The organism is Candidatus Nitrosocosmicus sp. R, assembly GCF_054408505.1.
Genome location: NZ_CP167090.1, coordinates 2,519,183 through 2,545,082, shown reverse-complemented (window position 1 = coordinate 2,545,082; position 25,900 = coordinate 2,519,183). Strand labels below are relative to the sequence as shown.

Sequence of the window (25,900 nt, the reverse complement as noted above, 5' to 3'; positions counted from 1 at the left end):
TATATCATAGTTGACTGGCGTTACCTTTACTATTTTTTATTTTCTTTAACACCTTCCTTGACAATATCATAAAAGGAAGTATCTCTCCAGATTATTAGAGGAAGAAAGGTCACAACACATAACATACACATACACACATACACACATACACACATACATATACCAACCATTGTCATTCCATACTTTTCGCATTTACCTTTCCTATTTTTATTTGCCTTAGCTTAATACGAATGTTGAAATTAAATGAAGGGGTTCATATTTTTTGGCTATAAGTCGATGCATGATTAAGTTCTACAAGATAAATTCAAAAATTTTCATGAACGCTGGTATAACAGTTTTTTGGTCATAATCATGTCTGATGCTTCAGTTCAAAGTGAGGTATACGCAGCAAACCCCGGCGGAAAACCCCTTTTCAGTTGCGTATATGACAGTGATAAAAATAAAGAGATATGCTGTGATGGTACAGATAACAATCCAAAATGCCTTGAATGTGATGCAGACCTTCAAACAGGGCAGAAATACAATTGCAAACAAGTACCTGCAAAATCTGGAGATGTTCAACCAGCAGATCTGGTGAAGAAACCGGATCAAGGAATAACTAAACTTCTTAAAACCTATCAGAATCTGAGCAATAAAGGATCATCGTTTTAGACTATGAAACATATAACTAGGTAACAAAAAAGGATGATTTGGTTTTAGTCCTGAACTTAAACCTAGAATAGGTAGTGGAAATATGAATAATAAAAGTGAAGCAGTAAAGAAGCAAATATTTTCTCTTTTTATGAAGTAAGTATGAAATAACTCTTTTCTAGCTGAGCCTTAAATATTTTAAGGCTCAATTAATTCAAATTAATTGGTTAAGATAAGTAATCTAAATGATAATGAATTATTGTTTAAGACTATAATATAGTTAAGAAATGTATTTGATTAATTTATCTCAGATGAATTTTCTAGAAGAACTTTATCCTCATAGATTAAAGGATTACGTTTTCTATTTTGTTATCTAAAGTTTTAACCTAAATCAACGATATCATATTTAAAAACTTTTGCTACCAATCATTGAATATAGTTTGTATTCAATTCATAATATTTGTTAAATATCTTTACCATAAAACATAATTATGACTGAAAATAATCACAGTCAGACTAATTATTCTTATGATGTCATAGTTATTGGTGGTGGTTCTGCCGGTCTAAGAGCTGCAATTGAGGCTCACGACAATGGATCAGTTGTTCTTCTAATTAGCAAGAGCAAACAAGGTGATCCTCATACGGTGCTTGCAAGAGGAGGAATCAATGCTGCACTTGGAAACATGGACCCCAAAGATAACTGGATAATACATGCTTCTGATACCTTAATAGAAGGCGAACATATTGCTGATTATGAGAGAGTTGAAGTTCTTTGCAAGAGTGCTCCTGATGCTATCCGTGAATTAGTTAACTGGGGCGCTAGATTTCATAGGGAGCAAGATGGGAGACTAACACAACGTTTCTTTGGAGCTCATACTTACAGAAGAACTGTTTTTTATGAAGATTGGACTGGCAATGAGATAGTCCGTGTCCTGATGAAACAGGTTAATGAGAGAAAGATCGATATCATAGATAATATCTATATTACAAAGTTGCTACTAAAAGATAACATAGAAAATGTAGATGGATACTCAAATTCTTCACCATCCAAAATAATAGGAGCAATTGGCATTGACATCAAGGAAAAACAACTTGTGAAATTTAATTGTAAATCTTTAATACTTGCTTCAGGAGGATATACAAGAGTATATTCTATAAGCAGTTCGAGAAATTATGAACACTATGGTGAAGGAATTGAGCTGGCATATGAAGCAGGAGTAGATTTAGTAGATATGGAAATGGTTCAATTTCACCCTACTGGTATGGTATGGCCTGAAAATGCATTAGGTACGCTTGCTACTGAAGCTATCCGAGGAGAAGGAGGCATTTTACTGAATTCAAATAATGAACGATTTATGAAAAAATATTATCCCGAAAGGATGGAACTAGGTCCTAGAGATAAAGTTGCACGAGCCATTTATAACGAGATCGCAGAAGGTAGAGGTACTGTCCATAAAGGAGTTTGGTTAGATGTCACTCATCTTCCCTTGAAAAAAATATTAGATAGATTGCCCACCATGTATAAACAATTTAAGGATATAGCCGGAGTCGATATTTCTAAGGAGAAAATGGAAGTTGGTCCTACTGCACATTATTCTATGGGCGGATTATTAGTAGATATAAATTGCAAAACAAAAGTTGAGGGTTTATTCGCAGCTGGCGAAGCAATAAGTCAGATTCATGGTGCCAATAGGCTAGGTGGTAACAGTCTACTTGATACATTGGTTTTTGGAAAAATGGCGGGGAGGGAAGCCTCGATTTTTGCAAAGCAGGTACAAACCCCACTTGAAGAAACTTCACTAGAGTCGGAAGTAGATATGGATATACAAAAGTTTGAAAAAGATTCTTTTTGTGGTATTGGATGAGCCATTAAGTTTTCGCAAAGAAATACAAGATCTAATGAATCAAGTTGCAGGAATAGTAAGGAGTGCATCAAATCTTCAAAAAGGGTTAGATAAAATTCTAACTTTAAAGGATAGGTTTTATTCTCAGATTCGGATACTACCGAAAAATGAATTAAATAATGATAACCACATCAGGAATCTCATTATAACTTTGGAAGTCAGGTCATCTTTGATTGTATGTGAGGCGATAATAAAGAGTGCCTTTATACGAAAAGAAAGCAGAGGTGCGCACTTTCGTTCTGATTTTCCAACTATCGATAACGATGCGTGGCGTGTTAATATCTATTGTACCAAGGAAGATGGAAAAATGATACTATATAAACAAAATGTCAAAGAAGTAAAAGGAACTCTGAAAGAAGTGATAAGAAACCATTCAAAACCCATTCATAATAATGAGTCTGAATGAGTAACAAACTTCGTTACATAGTATTATGACTTGTCAACGTATCAACATACCAATTTGTTACTGCTGCAGTCTATCTCCTAAGAATGATTGGATGAATTACAATTAGTATTTCTATTGTGGACATTATGCTAAAAAAACCCCTCCTCCCTTGACCATAAAATAGATAATTACAGTGTTACAATTACATGACCCGGCTTGATTCAATTGGTAACATTGAATGAGTTATCAGATGTACTTTCGGGAAGTTTTTCTAAAGTCCACTGTTGACCCAAACCATTATTTTGTGTCCAAGTTTGTATAAAAGCACCGGGAAGAGGGTTTGATCCTCGAATTTCAAGAACCATGCCATTAAGTTTACTCTTTATAAATCCATCACCAGTAATTGTCCACTGTTGACCCAAACCATTATTTTGTGTCCAAGTTTGTATATAAGCACCGGGACGTGGATCTGATCCTCGAATTTCAAGAACCATGCCATTAAGTTTACTCTTTATAAATCCATCACCAGTAATTGTCCACTGTTGACCCAAACCATTATTTTGTGTCCAAGTTTGTATAAAGGCACCGGGACGTGGATCTGATCCTGGAATATCAAGAACCATGCCATTAAGTTTACTTTTTATGAAATAAGATGATTCACTGTATGCATAGTCTAAATGATTTGAAGATAACAAGAGTATACTGACTATTCCTAAACCTAAAGATACTGCGGCAATTAAATGATAATTGTATGTATTTCCATTATTTTTTGTCATTATGATTAATACATTATGATATCGGAACATATAAACAAATTATTCATAGGAACCAAGTTAACTATGTTTAACCAATATGGTATTTCTAACGAAATCCTTTGATTCAATTATGAAGTTTGATTTGATTTGTATTGAAAAGACATATCTTTATCTAAATTATGCTTTGTATTTACCATATCACACCACGTCATCAGTATTTAAAAACTCGTTAAATAATCTCTATTTTACAATAATGCAAATCAATCCTAGTAGTACAAGTATCAATTCTAGAGAATATAGACTGGAGGCAGAGGTTATAAAGTATAATTGAATCAAAAGTACGCTTTATCATATAACAATTTTCATGTAAATCTTATTCTAAGGTATTGATCGCATTTTATTATACTTATATTATGTCCTTCACATTGGACCTAAAAAAATTCAGTCATGAAGTAGGCCCATGGGATCAAAGTTCCTAGCGGCATCAATGTTCTATCATACACTAGGCCGATATTTTCCAAATATCATAATTAAAATATTGTCGATAAAACATTAGACAATTCAAGATGGTATCAAACTGTGTCTTACCTTTTCAACTTTTGATTATTGTCAATACTTTCTTTTCTTTTTGAACATAGTATTTGACACTAGATCTAAATCATGTTCAAAAGACTAAACCTTAAATACTTTTTTCACATTGATTCTAAAATGAGGAAACAAAATTTAGGATATTGTTTTACTAAGAGGGACAAATACCATGGTTAAAGTAGGGCTTTATGTTAAATTGGAAGCAAAACTAGGCAAAGAAGATGAAGTAGAACGGTTCCTCAAAGATGGATTACCAATAGTTCAGGAAGAGCCAGATACTGTGGCATGGTTTGCAATTCGACTAGGACCATCCACTTTTGGAATATTTGATGTTTTTCCAGACGAATCTGATCGACAAGCTCATCTTTCAGGACAAATTGCTGCTGCCCTAATGGAAAAATCTTCGGATCTACTTGCAAGCCCCCCATCTATTGAGAAGATAGATATCATTGCATCTAAACTTCCATAGCTGGATCGCTTCTGGATCCAGTTGGGAACCTGTAGGAGAACACTTATTAAAATATCTATTGTTGACTTATTTTTTTAGATGCGGTCTCGATAATGTAATTTGATTAGAACCTCAATTCGGTCATGCAACGCAGTTCTCTTATGAATTAGCAATTCACGGATGGGCCGGTTTTCTTTCTTTTTCTTCTTACATAATTACAGTTACGACAATTACTTTCTTAATTTGATCTAATCTGATATAAAATATGCTCTAAGCCGATCAAATCAAATTGCAAATGCAAAACAAATTGAATTTGATGATGAATATAAGAATATTTAACATTCACATTATCCGGATTAGGTCATTTTTATGTAATATATTTTCTCTTACTGATTTTCCCTGTACCTTACGATTTAACTTTAAATCCTACATAAGGGAATATATAAAGATCATAAAATATGCGAAAAGGTATTATCTATTGCTCCATGCTTATTTTCTTTTCAATTTCCTGTATGATTTTTGTAATTTGTGCAGATGCACAATCGCCAACTAACAATAGTAAGGACATCAGTGGTATTTACTTGTCAGACAAGCAGGCTATTTATCATGTTAAACAAACAAATAATACAGTTTGGATATTAGGGACAGCTCCAAATGTTGAGTCCAGCACCATTGCAAACATTTTTAGTGGAACGTTAGAAAATAACATTAGCAAGATAACTGGAAAATGGATAGATTCTCCATTATCAAATAATACTAACAGTGGGAATGTTGATTTTAATATTTTGATGAACGACTCAAATAATAATATAACTTTGACTAAAATTCCATCAACATCAGGATCAAGCAACGTTTATCCGGCAACTATACTGGCCAAATATGATCCCATTCTTCATGGTCCATTAACAATTTATGTGTCAATGGAAAATTTATTGATCAATGAAGCACGTGCTCCTACTTCCGATATTTTATACGTTGGTATAAGCGGTCAAAAGAATAATGACAATCCTTTGACCGCAACTAAATACTTGGGATCTAGAGGAGATGGTGCAAACATAACAACAAACCTAAGAATTGGTCCATTTACATTTAATAATGAAAACGATTCCCTTAAAGTAGAAATTTTGGGACTAAATAAGGCAGACAGTACAACATCATTTACATTAATCAACCTTAGAGATACTCTTATTCAACTAATGGAACCATCATACAATATTTCTGATCTGGTTCAGGCGACAAACGTCATTAGGTCCTTATCTCCAGGATTAATTCCAGGAGGATGCAACGGTTTGGTATTCATAGATGAGATACCTCTGTCATCTGAATTTTTAAGAAATTCAACTGCCCTTAACGGAGAACACATTACAGAAAAAACTTATCCTGGGACCACAAGTCCACCCGGATGTGGACCACCTTCACAGTATATCGTTAAACTATCCATAGCTACTCATAGATAATTCTACTAGTTCTCATCCATGAGGATTAAGTTCCCTGTGGTAGCAGGGTTCTTATGTTTTATATTGTGATTAATTATTTAGTGATTAACAAGAAGCAGAATGGTTTATTCTTGATACTCTTTGTTATCATCGGACTATATTCAGTACATTTACTAGGTGAATTTTCAAGTGCAAAAGGAAGTGTAACTGGCGGTAATCAAGATAAAGTCTTTGTGATGTACGCTGGATCTCTTGTAAAGATATTTGAAGATGTACTTGGACCTGCATTTCAAAGCGAATCTGGATATCCATACGTCGGGGAAGGGAAGGGGTCTGTTCAAGTTTCAAATTTGATTAAGGATGGATTTAGAACACCAGATGTATTTGTTAGTGCTGGAACGGTACCAATGACAAGGCTAATGAATACTACTCTTCCCCTAGTAGATTGGCTTTTAAAGTTTGGATCAGCCGAAATTGTGATTGCTTACTCGCCCTATAGTCCACACTTTGGTGATTTAGAAAAAGCAAGAATGGGTGAAATTCCATGGTATGAAATTGTTTCTCAGGATGGTTTCAAATTTGGTAGAACAGATCCTGAGTTGGATCCAAAAGGATACTATGGAATTATTACCGCTGAATTAGCAAATTCCTATTACAATTATTCATCTATCAAGAATAGAATATTTGGAGAGGATAGAAATCCCAAACAGATATTTCCTGAAGAAACGCTTAAGACAGTGTTAGAAACGGGTTCATTGGATGCAGTCATAGCATACAAACATGAGGCCATATCGAGAGATCTTCCCTATATCACTTTACCCAACGAGATCAATCTTGGTGATCCCACATATTCTGATTTTTACAAACATGCAAATTACACTTTGCAAGCTGATCAAAAAACAATTTACGGGGAACCAGTTGACTTTTCAATCACTATTCCAAAGACTGTTAAGAATATGGACGGCGCAATCTCGTTTGTAAATTTTATAATTTCCAATAATGGTTCACAGTTACTAGAAAATCAGGGACTTAATCCGATCAACATAACGTCTGAAGGAAATACCGATGATGTTCCTTTGTCTATAAAAGAGGCAATTTCGTAGGAATGCAGTCTTATCCCTTGAGCAAATTTGTATGACCGGGTAGCTGTCCTCATCTGTGGGGAATAAGTCCCTAGTGGTATTATGGTATGTTTTAATGCAATTTAATATCAAATCTTATCCACCCTTATTCACTATTAACACGGAATGATGGCCTAATTCTCATTCTAGAGAATGATAATAGCTTTTATGTAACTTCAAACTCCCTTTTTATTAATGGATAATAAAAATAATTTATCGAATATACATCTACTTTTAGCTATTGCTGGTATGTTGGTTTTATCCGGACCCATCTCGTATGTTTTCTCCAATAATGTATTTGCGCAAACAAATTCTACTGATAGTGTTGATGTACAGCCAAATATTAATGCAGAAAGCATTTTTAACACCAAAACAATGACGTTAGGCAATAATGTAAAAAATCTTGTTATCCTCATTCCCAATGAAGGTCACCATGCTGCTGGTGAAGACAATGAAGCCAGATTTTTGGATCAACACTTTGTACCAGAAAATGCTGTAATTAGCACTGGAACTACCGTACAATGGTTTAACGGTGATGCAGGTCACGAACGTACAATAGATGTGAAGGACATTGACGGTAGCACTACATTTTTTAACACTGGAGAGATAGTTGATAGCCAAGCATCAAATCCTATTACATTTAGTAATCCAGGTGTGTATAATTATGAAGCAGAAGGTGACCCAGGTGTAACAATGACTGGTTCTGTAACAGTAGGTAATATCCTATCATCAATAACGCCGTCTAGCACAGCCATATCCACAAGTTCAAACTCTAGCAATATTGATACGGTGGGAATTTTGATGGTACCCACGCAAAATATTGATGACTACATCCAACAGATAACAGGTGCAGGGATTACTGTTGACAATACATACGACTTTAAAGACTTGAGAGGTGGACAAGAAGGAACAGGTGATACACAAACATTAATTGTATGGACCACAGGTGGTAAAGATTTAGGTGAAACACTTTCATTATTAAGTGGGTTATCCTCTGAATTACCATATAGTTAATAATTAACTATTTTTTATCAGTACTTTTTGATACCTCGGATTATTTGACAATTTACAAAATCATAATATGCCAATCTGGTCAAGTCGTCATGATTGGGATTAGGTTCCAAGTGGTACAGGGTTAGGATTGGTTCTAATCATCCAGTTTGAAAGACAAAGATATCCCATAATGATTAATACATACACCAACATGTTTAATAACAAAATCCTAGTTGAGAAGTATTAAAGGCATCAGTATAATGCGGCGCCGTCAACACCATGATTAGTTTTCAAGTCTCATGCTTTTGTGCCTATAATCAATGGAACAAGTAGTTGCGAAGCTATTGCATTTGACGATAGACACTTATCACATGAATGTAGCCCTCAATACTATTTCCCTAGGACATTGTAAGAAATTCGTAACTAAAGTTAATAAACGATATACCTAATTCATTAGAGAATTATGAAATAATTATTTATTCAATTATTCAAGAATATTTCATCTTTTTTGACAATAATGATACTTAGATTAGAGTTTAGACCAAACTCATCGATTTGGCTAAATAATGAATAACAAATAGATCGATGTTAACAAGTTAATAAAGTATGAGCGAAACTTATGCTATCAAATTAATAGTTGCCAAGACCATGGTCCTCATCTGTGCGGATTAGTTCTCAATAAACCTTGTGGAATTTAATCTGAAATCCAAAAGTTAAAGATTGTTAATCAGAATCAAAAATTATTTTATTAGATGTGAATCAATCTGCTTTTGTTGAGAAAGAATCAGAGCCATACTAAAGGCGAAATGTCTGGAATGACAGGAATCTGAATTCTCGCCTAAATAAAATGTCAGGAATAACCTTATATCATGCTTTTTCTTAAATCATGTTATAATTTGAAATCCGCAATAGAAAGAGAAAATGTCCGACCTTTCTTTCTCTTTTCAAAATCAATGGATAACAAAACAACCCGAGAAGATTACACTTTTTGAATTTTCTACATGATCTGTCATTAATAATGATAAAGAGTGATTCTAATAATAGTTGAGTTGAATAGTTATTGTTGCCCAAATGGTCTTGCCTGACTTATAAAACTCTGAGCCTATGCAAAGGCCATTGAGAAAGTCTTTATTGAAATTGTCTCTTTACTTGTTATCTTTGTATAGGTCCTTCAAAACTTCTACCATGTAATGTTTCATCTCATTATAAGAATCTTCCAGCTCTTGTGTTCTCCTTTTTACTTCTCTTCTTAGAATAATATTCCATCGTCTGAGTAAAATTACTAAGATAGTAACAGCAATAATACTGGCAACAATAGATAAAGTAACGATTCCTGTTCTTTGTTCGGAAAGAGCATTGTCAATCTTTGAATATATTTCTGACGTGGGAGTCACTATTTGAATAAAAAATGAAGATTGATTGTTTATATATGCAGGATACTGAGTGGTTAATCTTTCACCACGACCATAATCATAAACTGCGAAACCTGATTTGCCGTTTAATAAATTCCGAGTCGCATCGTTCAAGATTTTATTGTGATTGATAAATTCTTGTGTATAATTGCCAAAAAAGTTTTGTCCCACAAGCGTCTCGCTTGCGCCATTAGCTAGCATGAAACCGTTTTTATCATATACTACCAAAAACTTCGAACTAATATCTTGAATATTTCCATAGTGTGCAAAAAATGGTATTGTAGGTATCGATGTTACAATCATCCCCATATATTGACCCGTATCTTGATTCAGGATCGGATAAGATATGAATTCTCTGAGTATCTGTTGTCTCTCAAAATCGCCATTAGAGAAGACGGGTAAGTGGCCACTTGTTGTCTGCTTTACCCAGTCTCTAAATGAGAAATCTTCGCCGAGAACAAATTCTGATGGTTGGGTAGATATCGTATTTACCATAACATTGTTCTTGTCCAAAATAAACAGGCTATCTATCGTAAGATTGTGTTTATTATAAGCGTCATCCAAAAGCTTTGTAGTTTTGTCGTCTCCCAATTCTCCTAGCTGTATATAGTGCGAATTTGTTAAACCATAGAGCATTGACATAACTAAGTTGATATCTGAGCCTATATGTCGAGCAATATCATTTGTAGCTTGTATCTGAAGCTCTTTTTGTTGTTCAAATACAGTCTTTTTTAGGTCCGCAGCAGTCATATTTTGGATATAAAATAATAAGCCATTTGAGCATAAGATAATTAAAATAAGTGAGATGATACCTATCTCTCTTTCTTTTCCCAAAAATATATCCATAATAAGTACCTGCAAGTAGTTATAGTCGGGTATTAATAATATTATGCAGAGTCCGCCGTGGATGGGCTACTCGTTCATCTATGATCAAAAATAATGTGGTCCACAATAGAATCTATTTATTAGTTATTTGACTGTGATCGGCGCTGTTAACTTAGGCGTTTAGCACTTCCTTGTTGTGTATTTTTACAAAAAGATTCAACCAGTTTTTGACATAATTTAGTTTACACTTCTCTTTACTACATGGAAAGTAATCGTCAAATCCTTCAGTTCGATCCTTGATGTACTGCATAGTTCTTTCAATCAGACTTTTCTCAAACGAAGAATTGATATGGTGTTTTAGTTTTAGGAATCTACAAGCCATTGGGTACCAGGTTCCACCGTCTGTTGATACGACATGTTTTCCGTGAATCTTGATCAGACCTGAAATAAATCTCTCTGCGATAAGCATGTTCCTCTCCTTGGATTTATTAGCTAAGAAAGAGTGCGAGAATTTGCCTATTTTCTGATTCGATTGCTGCCCATAACCAGGAGTATTCTGAGCCGACTTTTATTAATGTCTCATCAATGAGGTATTCTGATATTTTTGTTCTTCTTGTTGAAACCTTTCGAGGTTTATACCTTTGAATCCAATTCCAAATTGCAACGTGACTTCTATTGATAACATGTAAAAAGGATAATGCTTTGACAGAATTTCTGAGCGATAAACCAAGAAAGTACAAATAAAGACCATGGTAAATATGCTCTGAAGATGTTCTCTTTCTTTTACTCAACATAACAGAAATAAAGCATCTTTAAGCTATAGATTTATAGTTAAGTTAACAGGATCCTGTGATTGATCTTCCTTTGTATTCTTTACAATACTTTTACCATCCTAGAGCCTTTGCCGACTTTACTGCAGCATCATCAAGCGCTTGTTTAGGTTCTTTTGTATCATAGAAAACCTCCTCTAATGCTTGTCTTATATGTTCAGCAATATCTTGATACTCTGGAATATTAGGTCTGCTTCCTCCAGTAGGAATGATTGAAATCATATCGTCATAGAATGGAATAGATTTTCTTAAGTGATCCGAATAGGAGGTTGTACCTTGCCCCAGTGTTACCTGTGTTGGTAGGAATCCTTGCTTAGCTAGCCAAGGAGATAAAATTTCTGGCTCTAACAATTGTTCAATTATTTCCCATGCTACATTCTTATTGGAAGAAGTTACCGGAATGCTAATCACCCATCCACCCATCAATGTAGAGTTCTTAGTTTTATTATCAGGCACTGGAAACATTGGAATAAATCCTATATTTTCAATCTGTTGTCCTGTTAAATTGGACCATTTACTGGGCATCCAAGAATCCTTCAATCATTACTGCAAATTTCCTGTTAGCAAATTCATCTCCAAAGAAATGTTTTTTCTGTGGTATAATATCTGAATCAACCTGAGTTTTGATAAATTCCATGGCTTTAACCCCTGCTGAACCATTGTAAGCTGGAAACCAATACGCACCTTTAGTTGGGTGGCCACTCTTTTGTTTAATTATTTCTCCTCCAAGCTCCCATAAGTAGGGATACCATAGGTCAGGAGAATGACTAGCCCCTGTGAGGTGAACTCCTTCCGTTCCCTGCGGTCTTAGTGCTGTATTAAGCTTTTTAGCAGCGTCAATATATCCCTCCCACGTCATTAGCATAGAGGGCTCAATGTTAGCTTGTTTTAATAGGTCCTTCCAATACCATATTCCCCTCACGTCAGTTTCATACCAAATACCATAAGGTTTGCCTTTATAGATACCACCAGCCCAGTTTGATTGATACCAATCAGAGATCCTCCCCCATTTTTCAGTATAATTAGTAAGATCTGTTAATAATCCCTTTCCGGCAAACTCTCCAAGCCAAATCTGGTCTAATGATATGATATCGATATGAGTACCATTTGATATTGTCTTCAACATTTCATCTTTAGTAGCATTATGAGTCAGATCATGAAGTTCGATATACTTTAGATTGATGTCAAGGTCAGGCTGATTGATTTTTAATTTATTGATAGCATCAACCAATAGTTCCTTCACCATATCTGCTTTGCCCATTTGGTTAAAAAGGGCTGTAATGGTTACATTCTCTTTTGGTTGAGGAGCCCCAAGAACATAATAAGAGGATATTTTAAACTGATCCAATTGTGACAGCCCTGCTGTCACAATAATGAAGAGAAAAGTTATAATCATCGAGTATTTGATTTTTTTCATTAAGGATGCAGCGTATGTCTTCTCATACAATGACATTCTCTCTCTAAAAATTAGGTAAATTTCTTTGTCTTGTGTATTTAATTTATGATCTAGGTTTAGGAATTTATTGAAAAAATTATTGTGAGGATTTTCAAAGGCTGACTCTACCATGAATAGTAACAAAAATTACAATGCTTATAAGGTTTTTTGTTTCATTCAAATTCCGATACAAAATCGAACAGGATATTAATTATATAATAAAGCCTAGAACTCGTTGCTGATTCTTGTGTTTAATCCGATAGAACTTAATTTGCAGGCAGGCAGGATCAATAGATGTTACAAACAGAATTATGAATGCTTAAAGATGTAGAGTATCTAATGAAGAAAAATCAATGTAGTTTCCTATCTCTGTATATCACTACAATTGGAAGCCTAATACATATTCTATCAAGTGGAATTGTGAGCTAAGTTGGTATCAGCTAATTAGGGATATATAATAAGATAAAAGAAAAAAGATCCTAGTAAATAATAATATATGTAGGCATGGTAAATCATGGTAGTTTATACCATTGCAAGCCATTGCATGCTCTTAAAGTAAGGCATAGATTACTCTTTGGTATTTCTTATATGGAGACAAGAGAAGATATATTTCTAACAATTCAATAGAAATCTAGTTTAACGTACGATTATATCAGCTGTCTTAATAAGGGTCTATCAAATAGGGTAAAAAGTTTAATCTATTAATATCATAACCCACGGGGATCGGCGGTAAGAAATAATGTTCTATTTGGAGAAGTCCTTGCATACACCCTCTTTTTTCTCTGTCAGAGATAAAAAGGAACAATCTCCTTCTCTGATCAATTCTTTCCAACCTCTAACTGAAGATATGGAAGGAATGCGACAATATGTAGAATCGACCTCTACAAATTTGAAGAATTTTGAGTATTAGGGTAATTAATCCTTATTATCCATAATTCTTGGTTGCTCAAAAATTATATTCGAATATTAATAGAATTCATGAATTCAATATTTTCTTAAATATTGCAATTTCACTCAATATTTATAAGTTTGATCAATAGTATGATTATCATTGAAATTACTGACAATTGATGACAACACCGACATCACTCGCTTATTGGCGGGGTATTGTACGGGGATGGAAATTGATTGTAAGGAGGTCAATGATGGTCAAAAGGGATTGTTTGAGATTCAAAATCAGCATTATGATCTAATATTTTTGGATATTGAAATGCCATTTTACACAGGATTTGATATATTAAGACAATTGAAAAAACAAGGTGTGCGACATAAATGCATAATAATATTAACTGGCTCCAATTTGAAGATAGATGATATCGCTGACTATATAGATGTTGGAGTCAGAGAAATCCTTAAGAAACCACTAGGATTGGATCAATTTGATAGGATTGTAAAAAGCTATCCGACGAATGACAAATGGTCGATTGATCAATAACACAAATAACTTATTTAGGAGGTTATTCTATATCTTTGTTAACATAAATCATATCATAGCGAGTCGAGCCCACTAACCATCAGTCTCACATCTCATTTTAACGCATTGTATTAGATTAAGTCAACCACTGATTACAATTGTGAACTACATCCTGTTCAATTGAACACGAATGTGCATGATGATGTCCTACTATATCCCATGGGAATGAATTTATTCCAATCTTGTATTATTTTGTTAAATCCAATTTGTATTTCAATTTCTGATTCTTTGCTTGACTGACAGATTTGAAAACCTCCATTGATACTGTTGTTTTCGACTTGTACAGATGTAGTCTGTGTGCCATGAACTATCTTGAAATTGTTGAAAATGAGATTGAGAATAATTGGTTCAATTGTTGTTATATTAGATGAATTGGATGACGCATGATGATATAGTTTGGGGACTGAAAACAATCCATCAAATCGTTGTTTGTCTTCTTTACAGAGCTCTTTTCTAAAATCTATCCATTATGATCTTTCAATGTCTATCAACATTCTGAATGAGGAGACAGAACGATCCATCAGGCTCCACTCAAATTAACTAATCTTGTTGGTGAGAAGCTTAAGCTTTTATCCCTGTCTAGATGTGCCAATTGTTCGGTATTCACGCTATTTATAGATCTGTTGTTCCGGCCTGTTATTTGTTCTATTTTAAAAATCTGTTCGTTCTTATTTTTATTCTTATCCGTAGAGTACTTTATGTTTATAGCGTTATTGAATTTGAATGCTATAGGATTGTCCTTAATATTTTCACAATCCTCGCAAGTTAGAATTACGAAATATTTTACTGAAAGACCAATCAAAACGTCAATCATTTCATGGACTATTCTTATATTCACTTGAATAGCATTTCTTGATGTTTCTGAATAACCATTATTTTCAAATTTTTTCATTCTGCTTTTTACATTCGAAGAAACCAATGTATCGAACAAGTCCAGTATAATGATCTGTAACTTGTTACCTATTTCTCTCACCATCTTGGGAAGTTCATAAATTAACATATTAGCCAATTGGGAAAATGTGAAGGCTCTACTAATGATAATCCCATCAAGGATGCTGTTAATGTCTATTTCTTTCTTTATTGCTTGATTAACTAAATTGATATAGAAACATCCTAGATTATTACCGCTTCCTGCATCTATTAGAATGGTTCTTTTCTTTTCAACTTTATTATCTTTATCACTTGTTTTAGATGAATGATAATCAATGCAAATTCTTGCAATAACACGATTTAAAAAATTGCTGCTTTGATGGGATTGATTTTGGATACAAATGTTTTTCTTATCTGAAAAAGATAAGAGTTTATCAATCTCAGGTACTTCAAATAATTTCCTGTTTATGTCATTAAATTCATCAAAGGCAGTACAAAATTATTATCTACATTGTGATTGTTCTCTCGATAATAGTATGCTCGCAAATTAACTTTTTACATCTCCGTAAAGTTATTTTAGACAATTTCCGTTCTAGTTGATAAACGTTTGAAGATTTTTCGGATTGGCTTTGTTGTATTAACGATGGGCAATTTTATTATTTTTTTTGATTTTATCATACAATTATATGTTATAACATGTTAATATATGTTACGCAGCGTAATACATGTAAATACTATGTTGAAATTCCTGTGTCACTATTTTCATAAAATTAAATCTGGGTAAAATTAATTAGTTATTTTTTGTTTCAATACAAAAAGTAATTTGATCTCTTTCTATCTCTGAACCCCCAACTATCAAGGAAATCATAGGAGAAGAGGATCTCGCCTCTTCGAACCAATGAGTGGTTACAAAAAGGCCGGTCAAACTATTGAAAATGTAGACCAAAATCTAAGCCAAATATGTTGAGTAATGCGAAAGAGCACTAATGATAGCTAAAACTGATAGATAGCAATCATCAAATACAATTGATAGAAATAGACAAATTTAGAGAAGGAGAATTCTAAACTGATATGACAGCCATGAGTGCTATTCATGTTGTTTCCATTAGAGATTTTGTTTCAGCGGATTTAGATATTAAAAAAAGTGCGATGACTTTTGTTGAAAAAGAGGTTGAGTATACCCCTTCAGATGATATTATAATTGATTTTTCTAATGTCAAATCAATTACTCCCGAATTTGCCCACCAATATTTGATGAGTAAGCGCAAAATTAAAAAGGAAATTCACGAAGTGAATCTACCTTCACATGTGGAATCGATAATCAACAAAGCACAGAAATCTATCAATAAGTAATATATTCTCTCTTCGCACTTAGATATTTTTAATATTATTAGATTACATGAATTTCTAATTTACTCGTACATTTGAGGATTCTTTACATTAGGCTTAAAATCTTTTTATAATTGATATATTCATGACTCTCATTGCAAGCAATAACAATTTGGACGCTTAAATAAAAGTTACGAAGAAGCTATGCTTAAGCTCAATGACAAGGCTTCTTCACAATTTAAACAAAATATGGATAATATGATAGTAAAGAATCCTCAAACTGAAGATGAACAGATTTCAACCAGGCCCGGTGGGATGTTATTTAAAAAAGAATGAAATCCTTCTAATTTTAAAACAGGTATCCTATGATTTTGATAATTGATCAATTATCATGATATAGGTGAGCATATCATCAAAAAACATAGACTCGGTGGGCTTAATTTCAGTATGGCATAAAGGGACAGCAGTTTTGGCACACATCCTACTTCTTATTTTGGTAATTTGAGTTATAAATTGAGTTGTTATCATATATCTACGCGTACTAACCCTGTAGAGCATATGGAAGATAAAATGAGGGGGCGGTCCGTTTCAATCCTTGTTCTATTGGAATAGTCTTTCATAGCGCATGGTTCGTTATTATCCATTTTCTAATCCCATATCCCTAATTTTACCAATGATAATGCTATTGAAAATAATCCAATATAGAGAAATATGACAAACCAGATAGCACCATCTACTTCTTTTAGTCTCTTCATTTTATTCATTTCATCTGCTCCTTTTGTATATCACCATTAAATATATCAAGTTTCAATCCTTGTTCTATTGGAATAGTCTTTCAGAGCGTTCTCATCAAAGTCGCCCCTGATGACGTGGCCAGAAAGTTTCAATCCTTGTTCTATTGGAATAGTCTTTCAGAGAGCCTAAGTAGGCGTACAATTGAGCACAGTCTACATCATTTTTTACCATTATCCTCAGATGCGTCATCGGTATTAGCTATTTATGAGACCCTATTTAAAGATCCAACGCTACATATTTTCCTCTGACAACAACTAACGCACTTATTGCTAAAGTTTTGATAGAACTCCTTTAATAATAATTTGATTGACAAGATGCTCTTATTGTCACAAAGAACTTAACTCTAGTTATATCAGTCTGCAAAAGAATCTTTTAGGAAAGTAGGTCTAGCACAATTAGAAAATTTATTTTTTCAACTTAATAATTATGAAAATGATGATCAGATCCTAGATACAAAATACGTTACTGCTGACACTGATGAGCTGATTTTAGAAGCTTTAATTTATCTAAATAAAAAATTATATTTTTTAATTTCTCTTGTTTACTGTATTTTCCCAAACCTCCTTAATAATACAATCTGCACGTTTGTATTTTAATTCCATTGTACCAAAACTTTTGATAAGCGATAGTACTCCGTCAGTACTTCCGCAAATATCATAAGTGGCAGTAGGGTTCTAATACCTTAATGATAACATATTTCTAAAATAATTATTTTTCATAAGCTAGCCCAGGGGGCATTACAATAAACTTATTTTGAGCGTAATTTTGTTTTGTGTTAAGATAAAAAATAACTAAATTTTCAAATCGAACTTAAGAGGGTTTGGGTCTGATACGTAAAAGGGGGAAAACAAATACTATGAAAAGTTCAAGTTAAGATTTCATAAATAATTAAAATAAATTAGATGATGCATTCTATTTTTCCATCTCTGAAATTTTATTCATAAGCAAATTATAATGAAGTTCGGTTAATTTGCCTTTTGAAAAAGCATCCTTAATCTCTCTTACAAGCTTTAACTTTAATGAAAGATCTACTTCTTTATCATCGTCCATAGAATCGATTTTTTTCATAAATATCTCCTGATATAGTATGGATATTTCGTCTTTCAAATTCGAATAGTGAAATTGGCTTATCTTACCTTTTGAAAATGAATCAGAGATTTCATCTTTCAGTTTATTCAGTGATTCAAAATCATGGTCATCTCGACTACCCTCTTCATATAGTGACTTTATTTTCTCATGGTGAAGATTTAATTTTTTTATGTCTCCTCTTGTTTTAGTCCATCCTATAATACTTGGAATAGAAGCACCAATGATCGTCGAAACAATTAGGCCATACAGAGGAATCCAGTATTCAGTAGGTAGGGGAGCAGGCAATTCCTTAAAACTTGCAGTAAAGGTACCATATTGGGTTAGGCAAAAAGACGTATCCGCAGTGTCGTTGTAAATATTCAAAGTTTTTTGTATTGGTTCTATGACTGGATCATAAAAATTGTAAGATTCTTCTATACATTGTCTCAGCGGTCTAGTAGTATTTGAATCAATATTCTCATTCCAGCCTACAAACTCATAGCCACTATTTGCCTTCGCTATACAGGTTATACCCGGTACTTCATACAAGTATTGATTTATTGGATATTCAGTTTTATCATCACCACATAAAATCCTTCCAGAGTTTAAGGGAAATGTATTAAATGTAATTCCCACAGCAACTTTGTTTTTAGGACCATGGATTGCGAACAAGCTATCAGAATCCTCAGATGTCAAATAAATAATGTTACTGTTCTCATCTACTTCAATATTCGAGAGTGGTTCAGACATGTTGATATTAGAAAATCTTTTTGTTTTTTCGTTCAGAGAGTACAGGCCGTGTTCTGCTAGTACATATACCGTATTGGTATTCTCATTGACTTCTAATTCTAAGAGCGGCCCTAACAAAGGAATTATCTTATCAATTTTAGTATTCGTAGTTCCATTTATAATTGAAACATCGTTATCAGAAATTACATATATCATGTTATCGTTCTCATTAACCTCTAAAGTACGAGGTTTGTTATTTAACTCAATACCCGTCATTTGAGTATCATTATACTGTTTGTAAAAATTCTTCTCAGTAATTATATATACAGAATGGTCATTTTCATTGATTTCAATATCGGTCGGCTCTTTTTTATCTGGAATGGATAATTTTTCCAAAAACTTCAAATCATCATCAAAAATGAATAGTTCTGGTGGATCTTCATTAAGTACGTAAACTTTTTCTGCGTCTTCATCTACCGCTATTTTGGAAAAGTTTGCCTCTATATCATATTTATTAACTGAGTTGATATTAAGTGGATTGGAACCGTTATCATCAATCAACCTTATACCATCTTTTCCTGCAATATACAACTTACTTTCTTTTTCATTGACTTCAATATCGGTCGGCTCTTGATTCAAAGGTATATTTCGTAGTAACTCATCGGTTCTTCCGTCAATTATAGATATAGTTTCTGAAGGGGATTTACCTGAAATATATACATGATGTATTTTGTCATTTACTTCCTCATCGTGAGGTATTGTATTAATAAAAATTTCTTTCAGGGTTCCCAAATTGTTGTCTAAAATTGATATAGAATTAGAACGTTCGTTAGCCACATATACTTTATTTAAAAATTTATCGACTTTTACCTCATTTGGCTCTATTCCTACTTCTAGCCGGGGATTGGTCATATGATATTTTTCATTAATACTCTCCAGAGTCTGCCCAATTGCATTATTATTAAAAAACAGATTAGACAAAATAATTATCAAAAACAGAAAGATAACAGACAATAAAACGACACCTACCCATCATATCCCTAATCAGATTACTACATGACAGAATATTTCATAAACCATTCAATATCCATTCTAGTAAATAGAGTATTTATAAGTTTCGCTAAGATCATTTAAAAGGCGTTTTCACATACGATTAGAATAATGATGAATCTAATGACCAAATAATTATTAATTTTGAGTAGGAAACACCAACAAACCTTATCGATACAAAAGCGGATATAATATCAAAGTAACCCCATGAAATCCTTGAAAGATTAGTAAAAGGTATCTAAAACAAAGGATCAGTTGCATCAGATATTTATGGGTATTCTAACATAACTAGCGAATCTTGTAGAATATTTAGATATCTTAATGAGTAATTTTATTCAAATCAATTTTGTATATAACACACCAAGTAACATAATCCTCTGTTTGACCTTATATCGTTAGTTCTTTTACAAGTTAACCTGCCCTATCTTTTATATTTAGATAAAAATCAATCTATTCAATGTCTTAAAAGATTTTTGTTTTACAAACCAGTAAAATTCTAACAATAATTGAGAGTTTTCTATCCTAAATAAATAACATATGATGACAGTCGTAAAAAATTTAGGAGTATCATGCCTAGTCGCCTCATCAAATGGCAATTCTTTTTTCGTAGGCTATAATAATTGACCGTGTTCTCGGATTTGAGTGTATGTGGTTAATCTCGGCCTTTGAGGATTAGTGCTGGTATCGGTGTTTTAAATTGGATTTCCAAATCAATAGTAGAAAGATATACTTCAACTCTTTATAGATAAACCGGAATTATGATTGACTAAATCCTTTTTGCAAAACTTGATGCATGACATCCCGGTAAATAATTTTGTACTGTAATATTAATGGTAATGTAATCATCAATGTGTCTATGATTTTCATAACCTTCGATAGTTATAACATCATTAGATGAAATACTCGATGTAGTTCCCCATAAACAAACATAATTCTTTGACGGATTTTCATTTAGAAATTTTTTGTATTCGGCAAATTCAACCAGAAGAAAAGTATCTCCGTTTAAAATCAAGGTACCTTCATCATTTTCATAAAGTGAAAGTTTACCACCAAATTTCTTAATTCTTCCAGAAAAACACCAAACAGTAAACTTATGACAATCCAATATATAATTACTCTATCGCTAGCATATTAATCGTATCACTAGGATTTGGAATTGTTTAATCCGTCCACTTGGTTACTCGCAAATTTTTAAAATTCTGGATAGTACGTAGTAACAGATATCCTTAAACGGCTTGAATAAAGTGAAAATAAATTCACAATAATATGACATAAAGTTCTAATGTGTATCTTCTTTTCATCCATAATAATCATTAACTAATTGTAAATTTTTACCAGAATAAGTTTTTGAACAATACAATATTTTGAAAAACTTGATAATTTTCAAACAAATTAACTGTGTATGAAAAGGTAAATTGATTACAATCAAAGAATATTGATCGCGTTCGAACATCAAATAGCTTACTAAATACTAAATACATATCTATTATCCATGATATTCAAAATAGAAAGATGGTAGATTCCATTATCAGTAAGCAGAATAAACCTACCCAACAATTTCCATTTGAAAGATTTGCATCAACTAATAGATACACTGATTTTGACTTCCTCAAAAAAGATAATGATTGGATAATGTATATTTCAGACATCAATGGACAGTTTAACTTATGGAGACATAACTCTAATTTGACTTCTGAGGTACAATGCTTTCCTTATCCATTAACTAATTTTATCGATCATTCAATAAGACATTTTTTTTCTTCTCCGGTAGATAATAGTTTAATCTTTTTTGCAGATCATCAAGGGGATGAAAATTTCCAGATATATAGAATTGAAGATATTTTCAATTCCTGGCTTGAACCCATAACCTCTGATCCAACGATAAGACATGAATGGGGTTCGCAATGTTTCAGTCATGATGGAAAATACATTACTTATGGATCGAATCGAAAGAATCCTTCTGATATGCTTATATATGTAAGGAACATGAGCAGTGAAAACAAAGATTTTTGTATTACAGATAGGGTAGGTTGGTATATTCCAGGCTACTGGTCTCCCAATAATAAAAAATTAAACTGTTCTCAATTAATAACTTTAACTGATTATGCCATATGGATTCTCGATGTAGAAAGTAGAAGTATGGAAAAAATTAATTTAGAGTATGAACAAAAAAGCAAATTCATTGTTGGACCCTGGTCTGTTAATCAAAACGGCTTTTACATTCTATCTGATTCAAAAAGAGAGTTCATGGGTCTTGCATTCTACAATATTGATACTTCAAAACTGGAATGGATATTAACTTCTCCTCATGACATAGAATCAATTGATATTAGTTTAGATGGAAAACTGCTTTTGTGGACAGAAAATGTGGATGGTTATAGTAAATTGTACAAGAGAGACATGGTGAATCAAGAAATTACGGAAATTACTCCAACCATTAAGAAAAATAATAAGATTGTTCCTTTGAACGGCGTTATTGAAGATCTCAAATTATCTTCAAATGGAAAAAGAATCGGCATCATGATGGATATGCCTACATCTCCAACCAATATTTATTTGATAGATCTCAAGAAGAATGACGATAATAATAATTGTACGCGCGTTACTACATCCTTATATGGTAATTTATCTGATGATAAACTAGTCAAGCCACAATTAATAAAATACAAAAGTTTTGATGGATTAGAGATTTCTGCATTAATATATGTTCCTAATAACACTAATTTCAAAAAAATAAATGAAAAGGATAAGCTAAAATTTGGTGCTATCTTGTCAATTCATGGTGGTCCAACAGCTCAAGAAAGACCATACTATGATTATTCTGGGCTTTATCAATATCTTTCTTATAATGGATTGACAGTGATTGCACCCAATTTTAGAGGAAGTACTGGGTATGGCAAAAGTTTTGAAAGAAAAATATATCATGACTGGGGTGGTAATGAACTAAAGGACCTAGAATATGCAATAAAATGGCTCATCTCTCAGGATTGGATTGATCCTAAAAGGATAGGGCTATTTGGTGCTAGCTTTGGGGGATTTGCAGCATTAAGTTGTATAACTCGCCTACCTCAGTATAGTTTAAGAGCTGCGGTGGACATTGTTGGTCCAAGCAATCTTGTAACATTTATCAAGACAGTACCTGAACATTGGAAAAGTCTCACTATTGAGCTAGTAGGGGATCCAGACAAAGAAGAAATTTTTCTTAAGGAGAGGTCTCCTATTACTTTTGTAGATGATACCAATCCATTGACTAGTTTGTTGGTGATACAAGGAGCAAATGATCCCCGAGTAGTTAAAAGCGAATCTGATCAGATAGTTGAAAGACTAAGAGAAAAGGGAATGGATATAGAATACATGATTTTTGAAGACGAAGGGCACGGCTTTACCAAATATAATAATCAAATAAAGGCATTAAAGAGATCTGCAGAATTTCTTTTAGAAAAAACATCATCGTAAATATATTTCAAAATTTGTACCATTCTTTTTATAGCACCCTTATTATATAGGACCAATGGGGATTAAGTTCCCTGCAGTAGTAGGGTTATACCTTTGTTGAGGGAAGATCCTCTTAATCAACATATCAGTCCTTTATAGATTCTCTTACATCCAGATTAGTCAAAGAATAATATACATTATTCTAAAACCTGTAAAAAATATAAAAAGCCAAAAATAAATAATAAACAAAAACATTTAGTACCGTTATTAGTGACCCTATTTTGAAGAATTCTATAAAGGTGAACACCTTCAACCCTCTAGACTCAGCAGTTTGCATTATGATGATGTTACTCGCAGCTCCAAATATAGTAAGATTGCCAGCAATGGTACTTGCTGAAGCTAACATTAGCCAAGCAGATACATCATCTTTATCAAATCCATTCTCAATCATATAATGATTGTAGATGACGACGAACGGTACATTGCTTAGTATTTGACTCATAGTTATACTTATTACAGAAATAATTGCGTTATTATGAAGCATGTCATCAGTCTCATAATAAGTATTATTCGGGTTAAGTGGAGGAAAATAATCCATCATTATGGGAATTAGTCCCGATGTCCATAATGCAGACGTGAAAATGAACATGGCAACAAAAAAGACTAAGACAGAATAATTTACATCTCTCAATATAGAAATTCTTTCTTTACACAATATGTATAATATAGCTGCACCGATAAGCGATATTATTCCGATATCCACATGAATCCCAAATAAAAGATGTGTTACCTCTGATAGTATCATAGATCCGATAGTAAATAAGAAAACTAATACAGAAATTTTGGCAAACCTATTGGTAAATGAAAATTGGATTGGTTTTAACTTATTTGAAATTTCAACAGAGCTATATTGAAGTTCATTATTGGCACCTTTATCATCATTTTTTGTGGATTTCTCATCTAAAGGAGATCTTGTAACTAAAGATCTCTTATAATAAAGGTGCAAAACTAAACCACTTAAGAATAGATTTATGATCGTAGGTGGCCCCAATATTGAAAGAAATGTTATAAAAGGTAAAGTCATACCGCTCTGACTAGCAATAAGTAGGTTTTGAGGACTTCCAATAGGTGTCATCGTACTCCCAATATTTATCCCAATAGCAATAGAAATCAATACAATTGATGGTTTAATTCGTAACTGGTTAGAAATTGATATAGCAAATGGAATTAGAAGAATCGCTGCTGTATCGTTTACCACGAAAGCTGCTAAAAACCCTGACATGAATACAATTACTATAATAATATGATCCACCTTTTTGATTTTGAGTAAAACTGTTCCAACTACGTAATTAAGTACACCAGATCTTTCGAGAGCAGAAGTAATACTAAACATTCCAAAAAGAAACATTATGACTTGAAAATTAATTGATTCTAAAGCGGATTCTATAGGAATTATTCCAAATCCTAAAACAAGAATAGTTCCAATTGACATTATTATCCAGAATGGAAGATTATTTAGCCTTATCCTAGCAATCATTAGGAAGTAAACCAACAAAAAAATGCCAAACGTAATGATTTCATTCAAATCTGATGTACTTCCAAGATTATGTCTAATTAATGAGAAATTACTATTAATTATTTATTCGATATTTCATTATTCTATCAATGCCTTATTATAGTAGAGTCAGTATTTTCTATTTCCTCTCTACCCATCATTTTGGAAACGAAAAGAACAAAATAATACTATGGTGAAACAAGGAGAAAGGACTATAAGAGTTTGACCATCATGAAAAAAAATACGGGGTCGTAAAATTTATTAACCGAAATTCGATTATCTTCATTAGATATGGTTTGAATATTGTTTATGATTAGAGAAATTTTGACTGTATCCACATCACTCCTTGATGACGATATTCGTTAACGTTGATCAGGTATAACGATCCTATTACTCAGCTAGTCCATGGGGATTAAGTTCCCTGCGGTGGTGAGGTTTTAATACCAATAACAGTATAACTCTGGTGGCAGGATACTCAAACCATAAAGTTTATTTTTTTATACAGTCCGGCTGCTACTTAATATATGACAGCCTCATCATGAGGAATACAATTTTTTGACCTCTGCGAACCGACGAGCCCAATCTGGTGGTACCTGATTATTTAGAATGGCTTCAAGCCGATCTAGGTACGCATGCCAACCAGGGGCTAAACTTAGAGCTGTTGATTTGGTGAGGCGGCTGTGAGTTAGTATAAGTAGTGTGTCCGTGTTTGAATCGTCATCCTGCTTGAGCTCCCACCGTATAACAGATTCAGGTTCTCCATTAGGGAACATTTGATTAGGAGCGATATGCCACTCATACTCAAAAACATTGTGAAGATCCCAGACCAGCAT

The 25,900-nt window shown here is 33.1% G+C and carries 23 protein-coding genes; 12 read left to right on the top strand and 11 right to left on the bottom strand.

Annotation, left to right across the window (positions count from 1 at the left end; genetic code table 11):
- Window positions 1-351: 351 nt before the first annotated feature.
- The 3 genes from AAGU22_RS13170 to AAGU22_RS13160 all read left to right on the top strand — a co-directional run bounded on the left by AAGU22_RS13170 (window position 352) and on the right by AAGU22_RS13160 (window position 2,940).
- On the top strand, window positions 352-651 hold the full coding sequence (locus AAGU22_RS13170) for a hypothetical protein (protein WP_458719565.1): 300 nt from the start codon (window positions 352-354) through the stop codon (window positions 649-651).
- Between the two features lie 470 nt (window positions 652-1,121).
- Window positions 1,122-2,495 carry an FAD-binding protein gene (locus tag AAGU22_RS13165; protein WP_458719564.1) on the top strand — a complete coding sequence of 458 codons (1,374 nt, stop codon included), beginning with the start codon at window positions 1,122-1,124 and terminating at the stop codon, window positions 2,493-2,495.
- Window positions 2,464-2,940: a hypothetical protein gene (locus AAGU22_RS13160; protein ID WP_458719563.1), complete on the top strand. Its 477-nt coding sequence runs from the start codon at window positions 2,464-2,466 to the stop codon at window positions 2,938-2,940. Before AAGU22_RS13165 ends, AAGU22_RS13160 begins: the two co-directional genes overlap by 32 nt.
- Window positions 2,941-3,140: 200 nt before the next feature.
- On the opposite strand, the gene AAGU22_RS13155 is transcribed toward AAGU22_RS13160, so the two are convergent.
- Window positions 3,141-3,695, bottom strand: coding sequence for an RICIN domain-containing protein (locus AAGU22_RS13155; protein ID WP_458719562.1), 555 nt, complete (start codon window positions 3,693-3,695; stop codon window positions 3,141-3,143).
- Between the two features lie 736 nt (window positions 3,696-4,431).
- On the opposite strand from AAGU22_RS13155, the gene AAGU22_RS13150 reads away from it, so the two are divergent.
- The 4 genes from AAGU22_RS13150 to AAGU22_RS13135 all read left to right on the top strand — a co-directional run bounded on the left by AAGU22_RS13150 (window position 4,432) and on the right by AAGU22_RS13135 (window position 8,281).
- The gene (locus AAGU22_RS13150) at window positions 4,432-4,731 is read left to right on the top strand and encodes a putative quinol monooxygenase (protein ID WP_458719561.1); all 300 of its coding nucleotides are present in this window, start codon (window positions 4,432-4,434) and stop codon (window positions 4,729-4,731) included.
- A 464-nt stretch (window positions 4,732-5,195) separates the two neighbouring features.
- Window positions 5,196-6,167, top strand: coding sequence for a hypothetical protein (locus AAGU22_RS13145; RefSeq protein ID WP_458719560.1), 972 nt, complete (start codon window positions 5,196-5,198; stop codon window positions 6,165-6,167).
- A gap of 80 nt (window positions 6,168-6,247) precedes the next feature.
- On the top strand, window positions 6,248-7,249 hold the full coding sequence (locus tag AAGU22_RS13140) for an extracellular solute-binding protein (protein ID WP_458719559.1): 1,002 nt from the start codon (window positions 6,248-6,250) through the stop codon (window positions 7,247-7,249).
- Between the two features lie 213 nt (window positions 7,250-7,462).
- Window positions 7,463-8,281, top strand: coding sequence for a cupredoxin domain-containing protein (locus AAGU22_RS13135; RefSeq protein ID WP_458719558.1), 819 nt, complete (start codon window positions 7,463-7,465; stop codon window positions 8,279-8,281).
- A gap of 1,124 nt (window positions 8,282-9,405) precedes the next feature.
- On the opposite strand, the gene AAGU22_RS13130 is transcribed toward AAGU22_RS13135, so the two are convergent.
- From AAGU22_RS13130 to AAGU22_RS13110, 5 genes are all read right to left on the bottom strand, one after another.
- On the bottom strand, window positions 9,406-10,506 hold the full coding sequence (locus tag AAGU22_RS13130) for a cache domain-containing protein (protein WP_458719557.1): 1,101 nt from the start codon (window positions 10,504-10,506) through the stop codon (window positions 9,406-9,408).
- Window positions 10,507-10,669: 163 nt separating this feature from the next.
- Window positions 10,670-10,966 (bottom strand): hypothetical protein, encoded by a 297-nt coding sequence (locus AAGU22_RS13125; protein ID WP_458719556.1) that lies wholly within the window; start codon window positions 10,964-10,966, stop codon window positions 10,670-10,672.
- A gap of 19 nt (window positions 10,967-10,985) precedes the next feature.
- The gene (locus AAGU22_RS13120) at window positions 10,986-11,291 is read right to left on the bottom strand and encodes a hypothetical protein (protein ID WP_458719555.1); all 306 of its coding nucleotides are present in this window, start codon (window positions 11,289-11,291) and stop codon (window positions 10,986-10,988) included.
- Window positions 11,292-11,381: 90 nt separating this feature from the next.
- Complete coding sequence (locus AAGU22_RS13115) at window positions 11,382-11,852, bottom strand: type 2 periplasmic-binding domain-containing protein (protein WP_458719554.1); 471 nt, start codon at window positions 11,850-11,852, stop codon at window positions 11,382-11,384.
- Window positions 11,842-12,894, bottom strand: coding sequence for an extracellular solute-binding protein (locus AAGU22_RS13110; protein ID WP_458719553.1), 1,053 nt, complete (start codon window positions 12,892-12,894; stop codon window positions 11,842-11,844). Before AAGU22_RS13110 ends, AAGU22_RS13115 begins: the two co-directional genes overlap by 11 nt.
- 628 nt (window positions 12,895-13,522) lie before the next feature.
- On the opposite strand from AAGU22_RS13110, the gene AAGU22_RS13105 reads away from it, so the two are divergent.
- Window positions 13,523-13,672 (top strand): hypothetical protein, encoded by a 150-nt coding sequence (locus AAGU22_RS13105; protein WP_458719552.1) that lies wholly within the window; start codon window positions 13,523-13,525, stop codon window positions 13,670-13,672.
- Window positions 13,673-13,813: 141 nt separating this feature from the next.
- On the top strand, window positions 13,814-14,197 hold the full coding sequence (locus tag AAGU22_RS13100) for a response regulator (RefSeq protein WP_458719551.1): 384 nt from the start codon (window positions 13,814-13,816) through the stop codon (window positions 14,195-14,197).
- Window positions 14,198-14,756: 559 nt separating this feature from the next.
- Here AAGU22_RS13100 and AAGU22_RS13095 read toward each other — a convergent pair.
- Window positions 14,757-15,236, bottom strand: a complete 480-nt coding sequence (locus AAGU22_RS13095) for a hypothetical protein (RefSeq protein WP_458719550.1) — start codon at window positions 15,234-15,236, stop codon at window positions 14,757-14,759.
- 941 nt (window positions 15,237-16,177) lie between these two features.
- On the opposite strand from AAGU22_RS13095, the gene AAGU22_RS13090 reads away from it, so the two are divergent.
- Window positions 16,178-16,459 carry a hypothetical protein gene (locus AAGU22_RS13090; protein WP_458719549.1) on the top strand — a complete coding sequence of 94 codons (282 nt, stop codon included), beginning with the start codon at window positions 16,178-16,180 and terminating at the stop codon, window positions 16,457-16,459.
- A 180-nt stretch (window positions 16,460-16,639) separates the two neighbouring features.
- Window positions 16,640-16,771: a hypothetical protein gene (locus AAGU22_RS13085; protein WP_458719548.1), complete on the top strand. Its 132-nt coding sequence runs from the start codon at window positions 16,640-16,642 to the stop codon at window positions 16,769-16,771.
- Window positions 16,772-18,142: 1,371 nt separating this feature from the next.
- Here the strand turns inward: AAGU22_RS13085 and AAGU22_RS13080 are convergent.
- Together AAGU22_RS13080 and AAGU22_RS13075 are read right to left on the bottom strand one after the other, a co-directional pair.
- Complete coding sequence (locus AAGU22_RS13080) at window positions 18,143-20,041, bottom strand: YncE family protein (protein ID WP_458719547.1); 1,899 nt, start codon at window positions 20,039-20,041, stop codon at window positions 18,143-18,145.
- An 802-nt stretch (window positions 20,042-20,843) separates the two neighbouring features.
- On the bottom strand, window positions 20,844-21,182 hold the full coding sequence (locus AAGU22_RS13075; RefSeq protein WP_458719546.1) for a hypothetical protein: 339 nt from the start codon (window positions 21,180-21,182) through the stop codon (window positions 20,844-20,846).
- 407 nt (window positions 21,183-21,589) lie between these two features.
- On the opposite strand from AAGU22_RS13075, the gene AAGU22_RS13070 reads away from it, so the two are divergent.
- The gene (locus tag AAGU22_RS13070) at window positions 21,590-23,533 is read left to right on the top strand and encodes a S9 family peptidase (RefSeq protein WP_458719545.1); all 1,944 of its coding nucleotides are present in this window, start codon (window positions 21,590-21,592) and stop codon (window positions 23,531-23,533) included.
- A 181-nt stretch (window positions 23,534-23,714) separates the two neighbouring features.
- On the opposite strand, the gene AAGU22_RS13065 is transcribed toward AAGU22_RS13070, so the two are convergent.
- Together AAGU22_RS13065 and AAGU22_RS13060 are read right to left on the bottom strand one after the other, a co-directional pair.
- Window positions 23,715-25,049: an ArsB/NhaD family transporter gene (locus tag AAGU22_RS13065; protein ID WP_458719544.1), complete on the bottom strand. Its 1,335-nt coding sequence runs from the start codon at window positions 25,047-25,049 to the stop codon at window positions 23,715-23,717.
- Window positions 25,050-25,603: 554 nt separating this feature from the next.
- Window positions 25,604-25,900 (bottom strand): SRPBCC domain-containing protein, encoded by a 297-nt coding sequence (locus tag AAGU22_RS13060; RefSeq protein WP_458719543.1) that lies wholly within the window; start codon window positions 25,898-25,900, stop codon window positions 25,604-25,606.

Bases quoted from the DNA above. Each gene is read 5' to 3' on its own strand.
- AAGU22_RS13170 (WP_458719565.1), top strand. From the start codon at position 352: ATGTCTGATGCTTCAGTTCAAAGTGAGGTATACGCAGCAAACCCCGGC.
- AAGU22_RS13165 (WP_458719564.1), top strand. From the start codon at position 1,122: ATGACTGAAAATAATCACAGTCAGACTAATTATTCTTATGATGTCATA.
- AAGU22_RS13155 (WP_458719562.1), bottom strand. From the start codon at position 3,695: ATGACAAAAAATAATGGAAATACATACAATTATCATTTAATTGCCGCA.
- AAGU22_RS13150 (WP_458719561.1), top strand. From the start codon at position 4,432: ATGGTTAAAGTAGGGCTTTATGTTAAATTGGAAGCAAAACTAGGCAAA.
- AAGU22_RS13145 (WP_458719560.1), top strand. From the start codon at position 5,196: ATGCTTATTTTCTTTTCAATTTCCTGTATGATTTTTGTAATTTGTGCA.
- AAGU22_RS13135 (WP_458719558.1), top strand. From the start codon at position 7,463: ATGGATAATAAAAATAATTTATCGAATATACATCTACTTTTAGCTATT.
- AAGU22_RS13125 (WP_458719556.1), bottom strand. From the start codon at position 10,966: ATGCTTATCGCAGAGAGATTTATTTCAGGTCTGATCAAGATTCACGGA.
- AAGU22_RS13120 (WP_458719555.1), bottom strand. From the start codon at position 11,291: ATGTTGAGTAAAAGAAAGAGAACATCTTCAGAGCATATTTACCATGGT.
- AAGU22_RS13115 (WP_458719554.1), bottom strand. From the start codon at position 11,852: ATGCCCAGTAAATGGTCCAATTTAACAGGACAACAGATTGAAAATATA.
- AAGU22_RS13110 (WP_458719553.1), bottom strand. From the start codon at position 12,894: ATGGTAGAGTCAGCCTTTGAAAATCCTCACAATAATTTTTTCAATAAA.
- AAGU22_RS13095 (WP_458719550.1), bottom strand. From the start codon at position 15,236: ATGTTAATTTATGAACTTCCCAAGATGGTGAGAGAAATAGGTAACAAG.
- AAGU22_RS13090 (WP_458719549.1), top strand. From the start codon at position 16,178: ATGACAGCCATGAGTGCTATTCATGTTGTTTCCATTAGAGATTTTGTT.
- AAGU22_RS13085 (WP_458719548.1), top strand. From the start codon at position 16,640: ATGCTTAAGCTCAATGACAAGGCTTCTTCACAATTTAAACAAAATATG.
- AAGU22_RS13070 (WP_458719545.1), top strand. From the start codon at position 21,590: ATGGTAGATTCCATTATCAGTAAGCAGAATAAACCTACCCAACAATTT.
- AAGU22_RS13065 (WP_458719544.1), bottom strand. From the start codon at position 25,049: ATGATTGCTAGGATAAGGCTAAATAATCTTCCATTCTGGATAATAATG.
- AAGU22_RS13060 (WP_458719543.1), bottom strand. From the start codon at position 25,900: ATGCTGGTCTGGGATCTTCACAATGTTTTTGAGTATGAGTGGCATATC.